The following is a 19,404-nucleotide window of genomic DNA, read 5'->3' on the forward strand; positions in this document are numbered from 1 at the left end:
AACACTATTCCTTTGCTGCTAACATCTTCACGATGACCTCCCGGACCAATCCGTTGCGCACAACCTTAAGATTTAACGTTTCACCAACCTTCGCTCTACCGATAAATTCGGTCAGTTCCGGCAGGTCCCGAATGGGACGCTCGCCGATGCCTATGATCAGATCATTAACCAGCAATCCTGCTGTTTCGGCGGAACCACCGGCAAAGATAGCGTCGACGACGACACCCTCCGTCCGGTTTTTCAATTTCAAGCGTTTAACGTCGCTGCGGGTAAGCGTGGAAATTTCCACGCCCAGGAAGGCTCGCTGGAAACTTCCATATTCGATGATGTCATCAGCAATACGCCGAACCAGGTTAATCGGAATGGCAAAACTGTAGCCCTGGAAGCGGCCCGTTCTGGATGCAATGGCAGTGTTGATGCCCAGTAGCTTTCCGTCAGCGGTAACGAGTGGTCCACCGCTGTTGCCGGGGTTAACGGCTGCGTCTGTTTGCAGAAAACTTTCAATGGCGTCCAACTCAGGAAACAACTGAATGCTGCGGCCTTTGGCACTAACGATGCCTGCCGTTACGGTACTGGTCAGGCCCAGGGGACTGCCCACGGCCAGTACCCACTGGCCGGGCTCCGCCGCGTCGGAATCCGCCAGTTCCAGAAACGGCAGATCATTAGCTTCAATTTTTAATACAGCCAGGTCCGATTTTGGGTCAGCGCCCACCAGACTGGCGGGAAAAGTGCGCCGGTCGGTTGTGGTAACGATTATCTCGGTGGCTGTTTCTACCACGTGGTTGTTGGTGATCAGGTAGCCGTTAGAGGTATAAATCACGCCAGAGCCTTCGCCGCCGGCGATCATCGGCTCATCATCGGCTCCCCGATTAAAAAGGGCTTTAACGGTTTCCCGCCGACGGCCACCGTTACGGGCCGTAATGTGTACAACCGCAGGAGTGGCCACGCGCGCCGCAGCGCGGAGGTCAACGGGCAGGGGAAGCTCGGGGAAAGCCTCCGAATCATCCGCAACCAGCATCGGTGTTTCGTTCTGAACAGACAGGGGCGCAGCCGCAGGTGCCATGTCCGTTGAAGTAGCAGGCTGAACAGCCGCCTTCCGGCCGCCAACGGCGGCCAGTACCAGCACCGCCGCCAGTATTCCACCGCCTAGCGCCGCCGCAAATAATCGCCAGAATGATTGCATGGTTATCAACTTGTTTTATACCTAAGGCGAAGTGATTTAAAATTATATCACTTGCTAGCTTCGTGCTAGCTACCCTAAACTACTTCGGCTTAGGTATATTAAACGACGAAGGCGATATGTGGTTGTCTTTTCGGAAGAGGGCTGCCCCGGTTACAAGTCAGTTTTTCCTTCGTTAGCGATAGTACCGTCGATTATAGTCAACTGTAAAACTACACCCAAAACCCATCCGACGCCACTCCGTCCGCCCGCATCCGTCCCTCCCGCGTAAGGCGATAGACTCCTTCGCCAATATTCAGGAACAGGCCTTCGGCCACGTTGGCTTGCTGGCTTTCGGCAAAAAACTGCGCCTTCTCCCGGCCAAATCGCTGCTCGATATCGGAGAGCTGCACCCCGACGTCTCGTCGCAGGCCCGTCATGATAAACTCGTTGTAGCGGTCGGTGGCGGAGAGGTGTTCTTCTTCGTAGAGGAAGCCATCGGCGGCGGCGAAGTCTTCGGCGGAATTAATCTCCGCCCAGGCCTTGGCGTAGGCGGCGTTGTTACTCACGTTCCAGCGCCGGGTATGCTGTCCGTCAAATCCGTGGGCGCCCGGACCGATGCCAAGGTAGGGCTGCCCGGACCAGTAACCGGAGTTGTGCCTGGAGGCGTGCCCCGGCAGGCAGAAGTTCGATATCTCGTAATGGCGGTAGCCGCTGGCCGTAAGATGATCCACCAACTTGTTGAAATGGCGGTTGAATTTGGCATCATTGGTATCCGGCACTTTGCCTTTGGCAACCTGTACCCCAAGGGCAGTCTTGGGCTCTACCGTCAGCGCGTAGGCGCTGATGTGGTTAACCCCCAGATCGGTGGCGATGCGAAGGTTCTCCGCCCACATCTCATCGGTGGTGGTTTGCCCGCCGTAGATGAGGTCAATACTCACGTCGTGGAAGCCGGCCCGGTTGACTTTCTCTACGGCAGCGCGGGCTTCCGCCGCGCTGTGTGCCCGGTTCATGAAGCGAAGATCCTCCTCGAAGAAAGACTGGATGCCGATGCTGAGACGGTTGACGGGAGAATCGGCCAAAAGCTGAATGGTGGCTTCGTCAAGGTCGTCGGGGTTGGCTTCTAAGGTAATTTCGGTTGCCTGGTAGTCTGGTCGCTCATCGGATGCATCTTTTTGCCTGGCAACGCCGGTAAAAAGTTCATCCGATGTGTCGGCAGGAAGCCGACTAATTTGCTCACCCGACACATCGGATGAACTGCCGTCCGACTGCGTCAGGCCGGAAAATACATCCGATGAGCGGGCTCCTTTATCCAGGTACCCTTCCTGAAACAAGACCTCAAAAATCCGCTTTAACTCTTCAGCCGTTAATATCGAAGGCGTCCCGCCCCCAAAATAAACGGAGGGAACCGGCCCGTTCGCCAGTTCCCCCCGCCGGGTTTTTAGTTCCTTGCAGATGCCGCCGATCACTGCCTCCCGCGTCTTCATGCTGGTGCTGAAGTGGAAGTTGCAGTAGCTGCAGGCTTGTTTGCAGAAGGGAATGTGGAGGTAGAGCATTGTTTAGTACTGTAGTCGGGTAGTTTGGTCGTACTGTAGTAGCTGCCGCGCGTTGGAGGCGGTGTACATTACGGCAGAATTCAGCAGCGCCTCCAACGACGGCCTACATTACCACAAAACTACAGTGCCACACTACTTTCTTCATAAAGCGGGAAGGCCTGCATAAACGCATGCACTTCACTACGCACGGCATCAATCACCTCCTGGTTTTCCACATCATTAATAATGCGGTCGATCCATTCAACTGTCTTCACACAATCAGCTTCGGTGAAACCGCGGGTCGTAACGGCGGCCGTGCCGATGCGGATGCCGGAGGGGTTCATGGCCGTCTTTTTATCGAAGGGGACCATGTTTTTGTTGAGTGTAATGTGGGCAGCGTTCAGCGCGTCTTCTGCCTGGGTACCGTTCACGTCCTTATTGCTCAGGTCGATGAGCATGGAGTGGTTGTCCGTGCCACCACTGATGATATGGTAGCCTTTAGCAACGAGGGCGTCGGCCATAGCCTGTGCGTTGGCAATCACCTGCTTACCGTATGTGTTCCAGCTGGGCTGAAGGGATTCGCCGAAGGCGACAGCCTTGGCCGCAATGACGTGCTCCAATGGGCCACCTTGCATTCCCGGGAAGACGGCACCGTTGAGGATGCGACTCATCTTGAAGGGCTTGCCGCTCTTCTTGAAGACTTTGCCGAAGGGGTTGTCAAAATCTTTGCCCATCATGATAATGCCACCACGCGGGCCGCGGAGAGTTTTGTGCGTCGTTGACGTAACGATGTGGCAGTGGGGCAGCGGGTCGTTGAGTAGTCCGGCGGCGATGAGGCCGGCGGGGTGGGCAATGTCCGCGAGGAGGATAGCGCCGACTTCGTCGGCGATTTCGCGGAAGCGGGCGTAGTCCCAGTCGCGGCTGTAAGCCGAGGCACCGCAGATGATCATCTTGGGTTGCACTTCACGGGCTTTCTCGGCAACCTTGTCCATGTCAACCCGTCCGGTAGCTTCCTCCACGCCGTAGAAGTGGGCTTCGAAGTGCTTGCCGGAGAAGTTCGCCGGGTGGCCATGGCTCAGGTGGCCGCCGTGGGCGAGGCTGAAACCGAGGGTCTTATCGCCGGGCTTGAGACAGGCCAGGAAAACGGCGGCGTTGGCCTGAGCGCCGGAGTGCGGCTGCACGTTGGCGTATTCAGCACCGAAGAGTTCGCAAAGACGGTCAATGGCAAGTTGCTCAATTTTATCTACGACTTCGCAGCCTCCATAATAGCGTTTGCCTGGGTAGCCTTCAGCATATTTATTGGTCAGGCAGCTCCCCATAGCGTCAATAACGGCCTGAGAAGTGAAGTTTTCAGAGGCGATGAGCTCAATGCCATTGCGCTGGCGTTCGAGTTCCTGATCGATAAGGTTGAAAACAGCAGTATCACGTCCCATATTTAGGTTGTTTCTTTGTTGCCCGAAAGCGAGTCGTTAGCGAAAGCACAAAATTACGTGAAAGAATGTCGGTACTGGCAATCCTTAGCCCATTAAAATTGTTAGTTGGTTACGATTTCCCGGCTATAAAGAGAGTATGGTTCATGCATATAACCAATTGGTTTTTTCACGCAGTACAGTTTTTCAGGGCGCGACCGCAGGTGCAAGGGGAGGGGATTGGAAAGCAGGGAATAGGAGTTAAGCTTCCCCTGGACCAAACTTTGCGCCCCCAAAACGTCGCCTGCATCCTGCGTCCGCGCCTGATGTTGCTGCTTTTTCTTCCCGTCTTCCTCTATTCCCTGAGTCTTGATGCGTCCACCCGCCGCTACCGCCTCACCTGGCGGGAAGACCCCGCCACCAGTATGGTTATCGGTTTTGAGCAACCCACTGGTTCGAGTGTAAAGGTGGTCTATGATACCCAGGACCACGGGCGGGCTACGGAAAAATATCGCTTCACGGCCAGCCCGTCCCGACAAGTCAATCATGCGGGTATGCGTAATGTTTTTGTACGTATCAAAGGGCTGCAACCAGGAACTATTTATTACTTTCTGGTGGTGGACTCTGATGGCGCCAGCCAGCGGATGCTGTTCGAAACACCGCATAACACCCCCGATAAACCGCTCAGTATAATTGCCGGTGGAGACAGTCGAAATAACCGCGACGTAGCTCAGTCTGCCAACCGCTTAGTGAGTAAACTGAAGCCCCATTTCGTTCTTTTCGGCGGGGATATGACCAACGGCGATACCGCTGCGGAATGGCAGGATTGGTTCGATGACTGGCAATTAACGATTAGTTCAGACGGGCGACTGACACCCATCGTGCCCGCCCGGGGCAATCACGAACGGTCCAACGCATCCATCTATAATCTGTTTGATGTGCCCAATCCGGATGTTTACTATGCACTCAGTTTTGCCGGCGGATTGTTACGTACGTACACCCTGAATACCCTTTTTCCGCCCGGCGGAGACCAGCTCGATTGGCTGGAGAACGATCTCTCCCGCAGCAAATCCAGTTGGAAGATCGCCCAGTATCATCATTCCATGCGGCCACATACAAGCGCTAAGCCGGAGCGCGACGAACTGATCACCCTCTGGGCTACGCGTTTTACGAAATACGGGATGAATCTTGTCTGTGAATCCGACGTCCACACCGTAAAACAAACCTGGCCCATTCGCCCGAGTCGTGAGTTGGGCGCAAGCCAGGGCTTCATTCGTGATGATCGTTACGGAACCGTCTATGTGGGCGAAGGCTGCTGGGGAGCTCCCCTTCGGGCCAATGACGATAATAAACCCTGGACGAGGGCCTCCGGCCGTTTCAATCAGTTCAAATGGCTGTGGGTAGGCCTCCGCCAGATCCAAATCAGAACGGTAGACATTGACCGCTCTTCCTACGTGGTGAACGAAGTAGACTACCTGGCCCGCTTCAAAAGCCCCGCCGGTATGTATTACTGGGACGCCGACAACGGTGGAGACGTGCTTCGTATTCAGCGCCGGGCGGCGGGAACGCCGCCGGTAGCACAAGGGCCTCTTCCTGCGGGCCGTCGACCAGGGGCAAGCATGCAGAGTGCGGATAAGAAACCTATTCTTAGCCGGGACGCACAAAACCGGCTACGGGTAAATTTCCAAATGCCCGCCGCAGGCTCACCAACCGTTTTAGTGTTCAATAGCCAGATGCGCCTGCTTTGGCAGAAGACACTATCTGTTCGGGGCCCTGGCCCTTATTCGGAAAACCTCCAACTGCCAAGTTTGCCCCGGGGAGAACGACTACAGATGGTCGTTAAGGGGGCTGGCCGGGTGCTGGGGAAGTTTGAGGTGAGGTAGGGGAGGCAGGTTGCAGGTTGTAAGGTGCAGGTTGCAAGTTGCAAGATGCGGGTTTCTCGATACACCATTGCTCAGTTGCGTTCACCCATGAAGCTACATTTCTATGATTTTACCCGACTCTGCAATCTGGAAGCGGCGGGCGGTGCTGTTGGAGGCCTTATAATCAAAGGTGCCTCCGGGGCTCTGGCCGCTTACCTGGTAGATCATTAGTGCTTCGGTAAGTACGGAGTGAGACTGGGTAACTTCTTCCCCGTCGTAGCTGGTGCCGGCGATAACCATCCGGTCGATCAATTCCTGGGTTTTCAGGTTGATCGTTACCAGGGTGTAGTGATACTGCGCCAGATCAGCCCGCCAATACACCAGGCCAACGTATTCGTCGGCATCGGGCAAACGGAGGCAGGCGACGAACTCGGTGAGTTCATCTGCCATCCCGGGCTCGAGGGGCAAGATATACTGCTCAATGACCCGCGGCGGTATCGGCGGAATTTCTTTGCTCATCGTCCGGGCGGTATCGTCGGAGAAAGTCATCGGTAGTTCGATCTGCGGAAATTGCTCGAGGAAATGATCGAAGCGAATTTGTGGTCCTTCCATATTGGTCTTTTGGTTCGTTGGTATTTTAGGGCTACCGCATTTTGGAGGCGGCGCAGTGTCGGCCTTTTGGTCGAGAACAAGCCAGTTGGCTAAAGGATGTCCGTTCTTTTAAATTGAGGATAAGAATTATTCACTCGCATATCTTAGCAGTTGTGATACCCACCCGAGCACGTGTCATCGGTTATCTGAACCTTCTCTCATGCTCCTGCTGATCTTATTCACTGCATTTAGCCCCGCCATTCTTATCATCTTTATTGGTGTCGCGATTGGGATGGAATAAAAAAGCTCTGTTCACACCGTGAACAGAGCTTTTTTAAGCTAATCTGATTGGGGTACTACACCGCAAAACTCTCTCCACACCCACATTCGCGGCTGGCGTTAGGGTTGTTGAAGGAGAAGCCCGTACCGTTGAGCCCTCCATTGAACTCCAGGGTGGAGTTGTGCAGGTAGAGAAAAGACTTGAGGTCACAGACGACGGTTTCTCCGTTGTCTTCGAAGACCTGATCTTTGTCCTTCACTTCATTGTCGAAGTCCAGGACGTAGCTAAGCCCGGAGCATCCTCCACTGGTGATGGTAGCACGCAGGAAATAGTCTTCAGTGAGGCCTTTGGTCTCCCGAATCGATTGTAATCGTTCTTTGGCACTATCGGCTACGAAGAGCATAGGGGTAGAGTTGTAGTTTGTAGTCTGTAGATGGTAGAAGCACGGAACTGATTTACCGTTCTACCGTCTACAGGCTACCGTCTAATTAATGTGCTGATTCCGTCACAGTCACTTCCAGGCCATTCTTTTCCTGATAGTCTTTGATGGCGCCCTTGATGGCGTCTTCAGCGAGTACGGAACAGTGGATTTTTACTGGAGGCAGTGCGAGTTCTTCAACGATAGCCATATTGTCAATGGCGAGGGCTTCATCAACGCTCTTACCTTTGAGCCACTCGGTGGCGAGGCTGGAGCTGGCGATGGCAGAACCACAGCCAAAAGTTTTGAACTTAGCATCCGTGATCTTCTGCGTTTCAGGGTCTACCTGAATCTGCAGGCGCATAACGTCACCACATTCAGGCGCACCAACGAGGCCAGTACCAACACCGGTGCTGTTCTTGTCAAGCGTACCTACATTGCGTGGGTTCTTGAAATGATCGAGGAGTTTATCGCTGTAAGCCATGGCTTTGGAATTTTCTTGGTTGTGATTGTTTAATTAAATAACACCTTTAGCAGGTTACTGGTTGCAGGCTTCAAGTTAGAGGTTTTACGTTGCAACCTGCAACCTGCAACTGGTCCTAATGCTCCGTCCACTCGATGGCATCAATATCGACACCTTCTTTGTACATCTCCCAGATTGGGCTGAGTTCGCGCATATGGTTCACACCGTCAGCGACTTGCTTGATGGTGGCATCTATATCTTCTTCAGTGGTGAAGCGGCCGAGTGAGAAACGGAGGCTGGAGTGAGCCAGGTCGTCTCCCAGACCCAGGGCAACCAGCACGTAGCTGGGTTCAAGGCTGGCGGAGGTACAGGCAGAGCCTGAGCTAAGGGCAATGTTTTGGTTGAAGGTCATCATCAGACCTTCTCCTTCAACGTGCTTAAAGCTGATATTTGTTACGTGAGGCATCCGGTGCTCCTGACTTCCGTTGACGTAAGACTCTTCGAGGAGTTCGAGCAATCCGTTCTGCAGTTTGTCCCGTAGTTTACTCAGGCGAGCGGCGTCTTCGTGCATTTCCGCCTTGGCAATTTCAGCTGCTTTACCGAAGCCAACGATGCCGGGAACGTTGAGCGTACCGGAGCGCATTCCGCGCTCGTGACCGCCACCATCCATCTGGCTGGTAACTTTTACCCGTGGGTTCTTACGGTTAACGAAAAGCGCACCTACGCCTTTAGGGCCATACATCTTATGGCTTGTGAAGGCCATCAGGTGCACACCCGTTTCTTTAGGGTCAACGGGGATTTTTCCTACAGCCTGGGTAGCGTCGGACATGAAGAGTACACCGTGCCTGGCACAGATCTCTCCGATTTCTTTCATTGGCTGGATAACCCCGGTTTCATTGTTAGCCCACATGATGGACACAAGGATCGTCTTATCCGTGATGGCTGCTTCCAGTGCTTCGAGACTAATGAGCCCTTCACTGTCTACTTCCAGGTAAGTGACTTCACCACCTTTCTTTTCAACTTTTTTACAGGCATCAAGAACAGCTTTGTGCTCCGTTGTTGCCGTGATGATATGATTGCCTTTACGGGCGTACATCTCAAAAACGCCTTTAATGGCCAGGTTGTCAGACTCCGTAGCGCCACTGGTGAAGATGATCTCACGAGGATCGACGTTAATCAGGTCAGCAATCTGCTCACGGGCTGTGTCGACGGCGCCTTCGGCGGCCCAGCCGGCAGGGTGGTTCCGGCTGGCAGCGTTGCCCGGGTTTTCGTAGAAGTAAGGAATCATTGCTTCCACCGCACGGGGGTCCGTAGGGGTCGTAGCATTGTTATCGAGGTAGATCAGGCGTTGGCCCATGAGTGTCAGATTTCTAAATGTTGGTAAAAGAGGCGCAAAGATAACAACTCCAGGGTCGTTTGGTTTTCGTCTAAATAACGAGCCAATGTCATAAAGCGCCAACTTCGGGCTTTCTACCTACTTTTTATCTGCTGAACTAAGGGCTAAATCTTACTTAATTGTCAGTTTTCCTCCTCCATTGATCATTTTACCAATCTGCTGCTGAAAGTCAATGGTCTTATTTTTATACGGAAATTCCTGCGCTGGAACGTCTACGCCCAGGAACCGGCAGATGGGCTCCCAGCCCTGACTGATTTCGTATTCCAGTAGTTGGTCAGCGGGGATAAATGCCCTCACCTCCTCATAGAATTGGTTGTACCGTTCCAGCGTAAGTTTCCGGTTGAGGAAGTCGCCCTGAAAGTATCGATTGAGTAAGTACTCGCCAACCAGCCACAGGGCATTACCGATGTTCTCAAAGCGAGGGTTATCCTCGCCACGCTTCCTGATCTCAGCCCAGCCTTCTGCTGTGTTGGGCACTACCGTATAGATAGTGCGTTCTACGCTGTCATACCAGGCATCAGCATCACGGGTGCCCAGAATGAATTTAGCGTTGGGGTACTGCTGATAGATTTCCCGATACATCAGGCAGCCGGGAAAGTCCGTACTGCTCTGAAAATCTGGAAAGAGTTGATCAAAATCTCCTTCTCCCTGCTCCAGGAACTGCCGCCAGGATTTCACAAGAGGAGGTGTATTGAACAGGTTATCCATATGCAAGCAGGGACCGAAACCAATGGATTCGAGCGCTGCCTTGAGTGAGGAAGTCCCCGTTCTGGGCATTCCTAAACCAACAACTTTAACAGACATACTTTATTTTTTTGTGGGAATAAGGTCATATCGCTCGCCGCGGAAAACGATGTCAAACTGTCCCCAACTTTTTTCTCCGGTTCCGAGCGCGTCTTTAAAGAAAAGCTTCGCCTCGAAGACCACATTGTTATCCGGGTAGGTAATCTCCACCAGTTTCGCATGGCCAGCGTCGGCCGATGCCCGGATGTTTCCAGAAGTGATGAGTCGATTTCCTGTGTTCGGTAAGGGATCAACATCACTTGTGATAGGTGACCACAGATCTTTGCCCCGTTCCTTACCGTATTGCCAAACCTGACGGATTGTTCTTTGCTTTTCGTCGATAGCATATTCTACTGCCCGGGAATAACTGGGCTTAGGATCGTAGTTGCGACGGAGGCCATTATCGAAGATCAACAGATTTCCGTTATCCAGCACGTTAATCGCATGCTGGCCCATCGGCCAGTCAAAGTCCGGGGCAGAGACTTTTCCCTGCTGTACTTCCGGAGGGTAGGGCGTTCCGTCTTTATCAACAGCGGTAAGCAGGTACTTCGGCGTAGCCAGGCCGCGCCCGTCAAAGCCTGCCTGCCCCCAGCCAACGTGTGGCCCAAGGATCCAGCGGGGAGTATCATCCAGGCCCATTTTTACGATGCCCTGGTTACGGCCGGAAACGTATATGCTATTGTCTGACAGGCCCTGAGCGATAGAGTTGACATGAAACCAGTCTGTAGCGGGGTCCATGCCGTAGTCTGCAGGAAAGATGGCGCGGCTAACGTCCAGCATGGAGCGCATATCCCAGTCTTTTACGGTACGGTTGTTTGCCCGGTCCCAGAGGACGACATGGTCGAAACGGGTAGGGACGTTCTCTCCGTTTCTGACGACGTAGCTATCCTTTTTCGAGCCGCCCATCAACAGCTGCCCGTTGGGCATTTCGATGATCTCGTGGTTGCCGGCGTTCCCCCACATCTGTTCTTCCCTGATGGTTTTACCCGTGTCATCTACTTCCAGGAGGTGAATCCAGTTGAGGTATAACCAGTTCCCGTTTCTCAGCCGGTGAGTAGTGTAGGTGATTTGCTCCTGCTCGCTCATATCCATGAACCAGCGAATGCTTCCCTGATCATCAAACATAATGGTGTAGGGCAAAAACTTGCCGCCGTTGGCCATCAGGAAGTCTACCATGTGAAGGCCTGGCTCCATCTGCTCCCGATTCAGCTCTGTAATTTCAATCTCCGGGAAGGTCGCAGGCAGGGAGGCCGTCTTCATGCTTGTCTCGGTAGTGTAAACCGTTCCACGGGCATCCGTAATCCGTACTTCGACTTTGTTTTCCACGCCGGGGTATAAGCCCAATACCGGCAGCTCATGAATTCTCCTGGGCTTGGGGAAAGTTCTTACTATCGGTGTTTCACCGGGCACGGTAATCTCGACGGTACAATTTTCCTTAGTGGTAAACTTAAGAATACCGGCCAGCGGTACACGCCCGTATGGATTCACCTCAGCTAAAAGCGGGGAAACAAGGATATCTTCAATGTTCGCAGGTCCCTTACTACAGGATGCGAAATAGAGTAACGCCATCAACAAAAGGGTTGACGGCCGAATAATTAGTTTCAACAGCTCAGGTTTAAGACGAGGGCAAAGATAAGTTCGTAAGACGGTAAGAGGAGCATTTTGCGCGTTTCCCCTCTGTCGTACACGATACGTTAGCCGGATTCATGACACAGCGTATTTCAGACTCTGGTCAGCTCAAAAAAAAAGCGTTCAATCATTTGCTTTAGGATTTTTCTCCTGAAAGCGAATGATTGAACGCCTGAGTTTTACTGCTCGGTTTAGGTGGGCAGCAAAGTTGCGGGAAAAGGCTTATTTGCCAAGTGCCGCTACCATAGTTTTACCGATCTCAGCGGGACTGCTAACAACGTGGATACCGCACTCGGCCATGATCTTCATCTTGGCCTCAGCAGTGTCTTCGTGTCCGCCAACGATGGCGCCTGCGTGGCCCATCGTACGGCCTTTAGGTGCCGTCTGGCCGGCAATGAAGCCAACTACGGGCTTGGTGCCATGCTCTTTGATGTAGTAAGCAGCGTCAGCTTCCATCGTTCCACCGATCTCACCGATCATTACGATGCCATCCGTGTCAGGATCGTTCATTAGCAGTTCAACGGCTTCTTTAGTGGTGGTTCCAATGATAGGGTCACCTCCGATTCCGATACAGGTGCTCTGGCCCATTCCGGCCTTGGTTACCTGGTCAACGGCTTCGTAAGTCAGGGTGCCTGAGCGCGATACAATACCAATACGACCGGGGTTGTGAATGAAGCCAGGCATAATACCGCATTTAGCTTCACCGGGCGTCATTACGCCCGGGCAGTTGGGGCCAATGAGGCGACAGTCGAAATCTTTGATGTACGAGCGTACTTTCACCATATCCTGTACGGGGATGCCTTCGGTAATACAGATAATCACTTTGATACCTGCCGTAGCTGCTTCCATGATGGCGTCGCCAGCGAAGGCTGGGGGAACAAAGATGACACTTACGTCAGCATTAACCTTTTCCACGGCTTCCTTGACAGAATTGAAAACCGGGACACCTACGGCCTCTTGTCCTCCTTTTCCAGGAGTAACACCTCCTACGAGGTTGGTACCGTATTCTTTCATTTGTCCGGCATGAAAACCACCTTCTTTTCCGGTGATACCCTGAACAATGATATTTGAATTTTTATGAACCAGAACTGCCATAAGCTAAATGGGGGATTAATGTTGAATTGGTAAGTATGCTGCAAGTTCAGGGCTCTTAAAAACAGCAGAATAGGATCGTTCCCTCTGCATTGCTTCTAAAAAGACCTTCGCCTGCACCTGCGTAAGCGCCCTGAAAAAGGTTGCCTAAGTAAGTAAAGCGCCGCAAAAGTAAGAATTACCAGCCGGACTATTGCTCTTTCTCTGCATCGTCTACAATGATGAAAACATCCTCGTCGTCCTTCTGCATGTAATAGCTCTCCCGGGCAAAACGCTCTTTGTTTTGCTCCATGTCCATTTTTTCGGCCTCGGCATCGTCGATGAGTTGGTCGTAATGGGTCAGATCATCTTCTAATCGGTGTACCGTCCGGTTGAGTTTAAACTGGGTCATGACGTCGTGCCGATCAATGAACACCATCACCACCGTAAAGGCCACCAGTGCCAGGAAGTACCGGTTCCGCACGTAGGGTGGGAGCTTGTACCATAGAGCAGCAACGGGGTCTTGTTTCTTCTTGCGGAGGGCCATGAGAACGAAAATGGGTGTTAAAAGCTGGATGACTGGCAGCTAAGATAAGGTAGATTCTCGAAGGGCCTTCTTCCAGGCGACTAAAACCGATGCTACCTTACGAAGCTCTGCGAGCCATTATTTATTAATAACAGCTCGCAGATTTATCGTTTAGCTGTTGATCTTCTTCAGCAGATCACGACCGGGGAAGTAAGCCGTGCTGCCCAGTTCCTCCTCGATGCGGAGCAGCTGGTTGTACTTCGCGATCCGGTCAGAGCGACTGGCGGAGCCGGTCTTGATCTGTCCGCAGTTGAGGGCAACGGCGAGGTCGGCAATCGTGACGTCTTCCGTTTCACCGGAGCGGTGACTCATCACGCTGGTGTAACCGGCGCGGTGGGCCATGGTCACGGTGTCGATGGTTTCGGTCAGGGAACCAATCTGGTTCACTTTCACGAGAATGGAGTTGGCACTGCCTTCGGCAATACCACGGCTGAGGCGCTCGGTGTTGGTTACGAACAAGTCGTCGCCTACCAGCTGGCAGCGGTCGCCGAAGCTTTGGTTGAGTGCCGCCCATCCTTTCCAGTCGTCCTCATCGAGGCCGTCTTCGATGGAGAAGATGGGGTACTTGTCTACCCACTGCTTCCAGTAGTCTACCATAGCGGCAGACTCGATCTTCCGTCCGTCAGATTTGTGGAAGTGATACACTCCTTCCTTGCTGTTGAAGAATTCGGAGGCAGCGGCGTCCATGGCGATCATCATATCGTCTCCGGGCTTGTAGCCGGCAGACTCGATGGATTGCAGGACAATCTCGATGGCCTCGTCGTTAGATTTGATGTTCGGGGCGAAGCCTCCTTCGTCACCAACGTTGGTGCTGTAGCCTTTGCTCTTAAGCACCTTCTTGAGGTGGTGGAAGGTTTCTACGCCCATCCGGAGGGCTTCGCTGAAAGTGTCAGCACCCAGCGGGATGATCATGAATTCCTGAAAGTCGATGCTGTTGTCTGCGTGAGAACCACCGTTGAGGATGTTCATCATCGGAACGGGCATCGTGTGAGCGTTCGTGCCACCGATGTAACGGTAGAGTGGGAGGTTTTGCTCCAGCGCAGCCGCCTTGGCGCAGGCCAGGGAAACACCGAGAATGGCATTGGCACCGAGCTTGCTTTTGTTAGGGGTGCCGTCAAGACCGATCATGATCTCATCGATGTAGCGCTGGTCGGTTACGTCTACACCAAGCAGTTCTTCGGCAATGCGCTCTTCCACGTTGGAGACCGCTTTCAGCACGCCTTTACCCATGTACACGCTTTTGTCTTCGTCGCGTAATTCAACGGCTTCGTACTTGCCGGTACTGGCGCCGGAAGGAACGGCCGCACGGCCAATGGCTCCGTCACCGGTTAACACTTCTACTTCTACAGTAGGGTTGCCACGGCTGTCGAGAATCTGGCGGGCTTTGATGTCAAGGATACTGCTCATTATATATTTTTTATTCTGTTAGTGTGAGGTAAAGTGGGCGCGGACGCAGGTGCAAGGAAAAGAGGTAAAGGGAGCAATTCATCTTTCACTCCCTTAATCCTTCATTCCTCTACTTTCGCTCTGCGATCAGATCAACGAATTGATCAAAAAGGTAAGCCGCATCATGCGGGCCGGGGCTGGCCTCCGGGTGATATTGCACACTGAAAGCCGGTTTACCAACGACACGGATTCCCTCGATGGTATCATCGTTGAGGTTCCGGTGGGTAACTTCCACTACGTCAGTATTAGCCGCAATGGCCTCCGGGCTTACCCCAAAACCGTGGTTTTGGCTCGTGATCTCGCTTTTACCCGTAATCAGGTTTTTGACCGGGTGATTGATGCCACGGTGGCCGTGGTGCATTTTGTAGGTAGGAATCCCGACGGCTCGCGCCAGAATCTGGTGCCCCAGGCAGATGCCGAAGAGTGGCTTTCCCTGCTCGAGCATTCCTTTGGCGGTGTCAACGGCGTAGTCCATCGCCCCGGGGTCTCCCGGGCCGTTGCTGATAAAGAGGCCATCGGGTTTGAAGCTCATGATTTCGTCCATGCCCGCTTTGGCGGGGAAGACCTTCACGAAACAATCCCGCTTCAGGAAGTTGCGGAGGATGTTTTGCTTGGTGCCCAGGTCGAGCACGGCTACGCGGTGCTTGGCGGATTCTTCTCCAAGGGTGTAGGCTTTGTCCGTCGTTACCTTGCTGGACAGTTCCAGGCCGTCCATGTCCGGGGCCTTATCCAGTATTTTTTTGAGCTTCTTCAGGTCGAACTCCTCGCTGGAGATAACGCCGTTCATCGCCCCTTTGGTGCGGATGTGGCGAACGATGGCGCGAGTGTCGACGTCACTGATGCCCACCAGACCTTCAGTTTCGAGGTAATCCTGAATGGAAGCATCGGCCAGTTGGCGGCTGAAGGGAACGGTGAAGTTCTTACAGATCAGGCCGGCAATTTTCACGCCTGCGGATTCCGTATCGGCGTTGGCCGTACCGTAGTTTCCGATGTGGGCATTAGTCGTTACCAGCAGCTGGCCGAAATAGGAGGGGTCGGTGAAGACCTCCTGATAGCCGGTCATGCCGGTGTTAAAGCAAATTTCTCCGGTGGTCGTACCGATCTTACCGGCGGCTTTGCCTTCGTAGCTGGTACCGTCTGCCAGCAGCAGAATTGCGCGTTGTTGACTCATGATTTCTTGGGAGGGTTGGGTCAGATTTGCGCAAAGATAAACAAGTCGGAGGCTTAGGCTAAGGCTGGCCGCGTTATGTTTTGGTTATGTACGATGGGGAAAGGATTTTAAAGTCAATCTCTGATCTTGCGATAGCGTTCTCCGCAGCCTTCAATGCAGGCGTAAATAATCGTAAACCGCCCGTTTTGCAGTTGATACCCCCGTATCGGATCAAAATTACAGTTAGCTACCAACATGTTGTTCGTGACCGGAACGTAACTGCCAAGACTGCCAGGCCCTGCATCCGGGGAAAAACCACAGAGATTTCCGTTAGAGGTCCAGGTCCCAATATCACTAAAGGTGATTTCCTTTTCGCTTTCTACCACCTGATAAGTGCCGGAGCCATCACCGGGGTCACTATAGAACTCCGTGAGTCGCCAGGTACCAATCAGTACAGCTGTATCGCAATTGTCACAGGTATAAGCAGGCTCTTCAGGGAGGAAAGCTTCGTTCTCACTGCTTCCACAAGCGATGACTAATAGCGGTAGAAAAAAGAGGATGAGATTTTTCACAGATTCGGGCTTTAGCTTTAAAGACGGTTAGCACAGCCTTACTGTTTGTTAATAATGCAAATTATCAAAATAATTTGCACACCCAAAAAAACGTAAAGATTTAGAATATTGAAACACACAAGGCATTTTCTGAAACCTGTGTTTCTGAAACCTATGTTTCAGAAACACAGGTTTCAGAAAATGATTATCTTTGAACCATGAAATTCTATGGACGAAAGGAAGAGCTATCTGTATTATCTGAAGCAAAGAAGCGCAGTTTTGCTAATAGCCAAATGACCGTTGTTATCGGAAGAAGGCGCGTAGGTAAAACCCGCCTGATACTGCAAAGCCTTAGCAAGGATGATTACCTTTATTTTTTCGTTAGCAAAAAGGCCGAAAGCTTACTCTGTTTAGATTTTGTGCAGCAAATCAAGGAGGTCTATGGGGAAGAACCAATAGGGAGGATAACTCAATTCCAACAGGTTTTTAAGTTTATTTGCCAGCTCGCCAGAAAGCACCATGTGAATCTTGTCATTGATGAATTTCAAGATTTTAGCCTCATTAACCCGTTTGTTTTCTCAGAAATCCAACGGGACTGGGACCTGAATAAAGAGGAAGTCAAACTCAACCTTATCATCTGTGGTTCAGTCCAATCTATGATGAACCGAATTTTTTTAGATTCGCGTGAGCCCCTTTTTGGTCGGGCATCTAGTATTCTAAAGGTCTCGCCTTTTACCCACGCCACTTTAAAAATGATCCTGATTGATCACTCGCCTAAAGCTCATCCTGAAGACTTACTGGCGCTTTATACTATTACCGGAGGAACGGCTAAATACATTGAGCACCTCGTTGAGCGTGACTCATTAACTTTTAGCAAAATCATAGCGACTGTATTCCATCCGCAGTCCTTTTTCTTACAAGAAGGGCGAAATGCTTTGATTGCAGACTTAGGAAAAGATCATACTGTCTATTTCTCCATTCTTTCTTTGATTTCGAACGGCTTTACTACCCGGCCGAAGATTGAGAGCGTGCTGCAAAGGCCTATTGGAGGTCACATCAACCGCCTTGAGCGAGTATACAATATCGTTAAACGAGAGAAACCCATTTTTAGTAAAGAAAACAGTACGACCATTCAGTTCTTTATTGCGGATAATTTTCTGCGATTTTGGTTTCGCTTCATCTTTAAGTACCAACACATGATTGAAGCTAAAAACTACAAGACATTAGTTGAATTGGTCAAAAGAGATTACCGGGGCTTTGCAGGACTCAGCCTTGAACAGTTTTTCCGAGAGCAGTATAGAAATAGTGGCGAATTTACCCGTGTAGGAAACTATTGGGAGCGTGGAAATCAGAACGAGATTGACCTTGTAGCAGTGGATGAAATCAATAAGAAAGCCATAATTGCCGAAGTCAAATGGCAAAAAAAGAGGGTTTCACTTCCCCGGCTCGAGGTAAAATCTGAAAATCTGATAAAAAACCATCTAAGGGGCTATGATATAAAGTTTGTTGCCCTCGGTGTAGAAGACATACCCCTCTGACAACTATCTTGCAGCCAGCCCATTACGCTCGAGCTTTGCTAACTACCAAAAACGTTTGCCTTCATGGTCTATTTCTCTGCCTTTGCCTGTTGGCAATCGGCCTGGGGACGCTGCAGGCCCAATCCGCCTACGAGCTCAAGCAAAAACGGCAGCGCTTACAACAGGAGTTGAAGAAGACGACCCGGAAACTACAAGCTACCCGCACCCGCCGCGGCGCGGCGGTAGGGCAGGCAGATCTCCTCCGGCAGCAAATAGAGCAGCGCACGGAGTTGCTGGAGACCCTCCGGGAAGAAGTGGCCCGTAATGCCACCCGCCTTAGCCGTGACTCCGGAGTGGTGGAATCTTTGACGGATGACCTGGACCGGATGGGCAAAGAATATGGCGCCGCCCTGCGGGCGGCTCACCGGGCGAAGTTGAGTCAGGGCTGGCTTACCTTTCTGCTGAGTGCGCGGGGCTTCAACGATGCTTTCCGCCGGGGCATACATTTGCAGCAATACCGCACCTATCGCCGGCGGCAGAGCCGGCTCATCCGCCAGACACAGCTTTCGCTGACGGACCGCATTGCCCGGCTCAGCGTTCAACGGATTGAGCAGGACTCCCTGCTCTTTGCCGCCGAAGATCAGGATGCGACGCTGCGGCAGGAGCTGGACATTCAGACGGAGATCGTAGATCAACTCTCTTCCAGCGAAAAAAGCTTGCTGGCAACGATCTCCAGACAGCAAAAGCAAAGTGAAGAACTCCAGCGGGAAATCCGCAAAGCCATCAGTCGGGTCGTGGCAGCCGAAGCGAAGCGGGCTGCCGCTAAACGCCGGACGGGAAACACTGCACCTGCGGCCGCGCCCATCGGCTCCTCCATTGGTAGCAGTCGGGGCAAATTGGGCTGGCCCGCTCAGGGCACGATTGTTCGTCGGTTTGGCAGCCAGCCCCATCCACAGGTGCCTTCGGTGAAGATCGAAAACTCCGGAGTAGACATCGATGCCGGCCCCAGCGCTTCCGTAGAAGCGATCTTCGAGGGTAAGGTGATTAGTGTGCGGGACATTGCTGGCTTAGGGACGGTCGTGATGCTAAGCCACGGTAGCTATTACACGGTCTATTCAAACCTGGAGTATCCCCGTATTAAAGTCGGTCAGGGCGTCATTGCCGGCGAACAACTAGGGCTCACCCGGTCAGAAGGTGGCCCGCTTCACTTTGAACTTTGGAAGGGGAAAACGCCACTGAATCCCGAAATTTGGTTGGGGGAATAACAAATTACTGACACTCGATAACCAAAAAGCCCCGATTCCGGCGAGGGAATCGGGGCGATTAATTTGGTATTTGGTTAGAACGGGTCTAGAGACTGTTGATCCAGTTCGTGACCTCTTCTTTGGTTTGTCCCAGTTTTTCTTGGAGGCGACCGATTAGTTGGTCTTCCTGGCCTTCCTCGTAAGCGAGATCATTATCGGTGAGTTCACCGTACTGCTCTTTCACTTTACCTTTAAGTTGGTTCCAGTTTCCGCGAATTTTATCATTTGTTGCACTCATAATATAAAGTTTTGGT

18 protein-coding genes are annotated in these 19,404 nt (G+C 52.3%); 3 read left to right on the forward strand and 15 right to left on the reverse strand.

The window, feature by feature from the left end:
- Window positions 1-4 precede the first annotated feature (4 nt).
- The 3 genes from BM123_RS06735 to glyA all read right to left on the reverse strand — a co-directional run bounded on the left by BM123_RS06735 (window position 5) and on the right by glyA (window position 4,127).
- Window positions 5-1,183 (reverse strand): S1C family serine protease, encoded by a 1,179-nt coding sequence (locus BM123_RS06735; protein ID WP_090166601.1) that lies wholly within the window; start codon window positions 1,181-1,183, stop codon window positions 5-7.
- A gap of 209 nt (window positions 1,184-1,392) precedes the next feature.
- Window positions 1,393-2,715 carry a coproporphyrinogen-III oxidase family protein gene (locus BM123_RS06740; RefSeq protein WP_090166603.1) on the reverse strand — a complete coding sequence of 441 codons (1,323 nt, stop codon included), beginning with the start codon at window positions 2,713-2,715 and terminating at the stop codon, window positions 1,393-1,395.
- 119 nt (window positions 2,716-2,834) lie between these two features.
- On the reverse strand, window positions 2,835-4,127 hold the full coding sequence (gene glyA / locus BM123_RS06745; RefSeq protein ID WP_090166605.1) for a serine hydroxymethyltransferase: 1,293 nt from the start codon (window positions 4,125-4,127) through the stop codon (window positions 2,835-2,837).
- Between the two features lie 260 nt (window positions 4,128-4,387).
- Between glyA and BM123_RS06750 the strand changes: the two genes are divergently transcribed.
- A complete protein-coding gene (locus BM123_RS06750; RefSeq protein ID WP_175489272.1) occupies window positions 4,388-5,986 on the forward strand; it encodes a purple acid phosphatase family protein in 1,599 nt (532 codons plus the stop codon).
- 93 nt (window positions 5,987-6,079) lie between these two features.
- On the opposite strand, the gene BM123_RS06755 is transcribed toward BM123_RS06750, so the two are convergent.
- The 11 genes from BM123_RS06755 to BM123_RS06805 all read right to left on the reverse strand — a co-directional run bounded on the left by BM123_RS06755 (window position 6,080) and on the right by BM123_RS06805 (window position 16,350).
- Complete coding sequence (locus BM123_RS06755) at window positions 6,080-6,577, reverse strand: hypothetical protein (protein ID WP_090166609.1); 498 nt, start codon at window positions 6,575-6,577, stop codon at window positions 6,080-6,082.
- Between the two features lie 335 nt (window positions 6,578-6,912).
- Window positions 6,913-7,239 carry a HesB/IscA family protein gene (locus BM123_RS06760; RefSeq protein WP_090166611.1) on the reverse strand — a complete coding sequence of 109 codons (327 nt, stop codon included), beginning with the start codon at window positions 7,237-7,239 and terminating at the stop codon, window positions 6,913-6,915.
- Between the two features lie 85 nt (window positions 7,240-7,324).
- Window positions 7,325-7,738, reverse strand: coding sequence for a Fe-S cluster assembly scaffold IscU (gene iscU / locus BM123_RS06765; RefSeq protein ID WP_090166613.1), 414 nt, complete (start codon window positions 7,736-7,738; stop codon window positions 7,325-7,327).
- A gap of 115 nt (window positions 7,739-7,853) precedes the next feature.
- Complete coding sequence (locus BM123_RS06770; protein ID WP_090166615.1) at window positions 7,854-9,074, reverse strand: IscS subfamily cysteine desulfurase; 1,221 nt, start codon at window positions 9,072-9,074, stop codon at window positions 7,854-7,856.
- A 150-nt stretch (window positions 9,075-9,224) separates the two neighbouring features.
- Window positions 9,225-9,917 (reverse strand): sulfotransferase family protein, encoded by a 693-nt coding sequence (locus BM123_RS06775; protein ID WP_090166617.1) that lies wholly within the window; start codon window positions 9,915-9,917, stop codon window positions 9,225-9,227.
- A 3-nt stretch (window positions 9,918-9,920) separates the two neighbouring features.
- On the reverse strand, window positions 9,921-11,465 hold the full coding sequence (locus BM123_RS06780; protein WP_090166619.1) for an aryl-sulfate sulfotransferase: 1,545 nt from the start codon (window positions 11,463-11,465) through the stop codon (window positions 9,921-9,923).
- 282 nt (window positions 11,466-11,747) lie between these two features.
- Complete coding sequence (gene sucD / locus BM123_RS06785; RefSeq protein ID WP_090166621.1) at window positions 11,748-12,620, reverse strand: succinate--CoA ligase subunit alpha; 873 nt, start codon at window positions 12,618-12,620, stop codon at window positions 11,748-11,750.
- A 187-nt stretch (window positions 12,621-12,807) separates the two neighbouring features.
- Window positions 12,808-13,143, reverse strand: a complete 336-nt coding sequence (locus tag BM123_RS06790; protein WP_090166623.1) for an FtsB family cell division protein — start codon at window positions 13,141-13,143, stop codon at window positions 12,808-12,810.
- A 150-nt stretch (window positions 13,144-13,293) separates the two neighbouring features.
- Window positions 13,294-14,589, reverse strand: a complete 1,296-nt coding sequence (gene eno, locus BM123_RS06795) for a phosphopyruvate hydratase (RefSeq protein ID WP_090166625.1) — start codon at window positions 14,587-14,589, stop codon at window positions 13,294-13,296.
- Window positions 14,590-14,698: 109 nt separating this feature from the next.
- On the reverse strand, window positions 14,699-15,799 hold the full coding sequence (gene carA, locus BM123_RS06800; protein WP_090166627.1) for a glutamine-hydrolyzing carbamoyl-phosphate synthase small subunit: 1,101 nt from the start codon (window positions 15,797-15,799) through the stop codon (window positions 14,699-14,701).
- 113 nt (window positions 15,800-15,912) lie between these two features.
- The gene (locus BM123_RS06805) at window positions 15,913-16,350 is read right to left on the reverse strand and encodes a hypothetical protein (protein ID WP_090166629.1); all 438 of its coding nucleotides are present in this window, start codon (window positions 16,348-16,350) and stop codon (window positions 15,913-15,915) included.
- Window positions 16,351-16,547: 197 nt separating this feature from the next.
- On the opposite strand from BM123_RS06805, the gene BM123_RS06810 reads away from it, so the two are divergent.
- On the forward strand, window positions 16,548-17,867 hold the full coding sequence (locus BM123_RS06810) for an ATP-binding protein (RefSeq protein ID WP_090166631.1): 1,320 nt from the start codon (window positions 16,548-16,550) through the stop codon (window positions 17,865-17,867).
- A 35-nt stretch (window positions 17,868-17,902) separates the two neighbouring features.
- Complete coding sequence (locus BM123_RS06815) at window positions 17,903-19,111, forward strand: murein hydrolase activator EnvC family protein (RefSeq protein ID WP_139211793.1); 1,209 nt, start codon at window positions 17,903-17,905, stop codon at window positions 19,109-19,111.
- A gap of 85 nt (window positions 19,112-19,196) precedes the next feature.
- Here BM123_RS06815 and BM123_RS06820 read toward each other — a convergent pair whose 3' ends face one another.
- The gene (locus BM123_RS06820; protein ID WP_090166634.1) at window positions 19,197-19,388 is read right to left on the reverse strand and encodes a CsbD family protein; all 192 of its coding nucleotides are present in this window, start codon (window positions 19,386-19,388) and stop codon (window positions 19,197-19,199) included.
- Window positions 19,389-19,404 lie beyond the last annotated feature (16 nt).

This window comes from Neolewinella agarilytica (assembly GCF_900110645.1).
Taxonomy (GTDB): Bacteria; Bacteroidota; Bacteroidia; order Chitinophagales; family Saprospiraceae; genus Neolewinella; species Neolewinella agarilytica.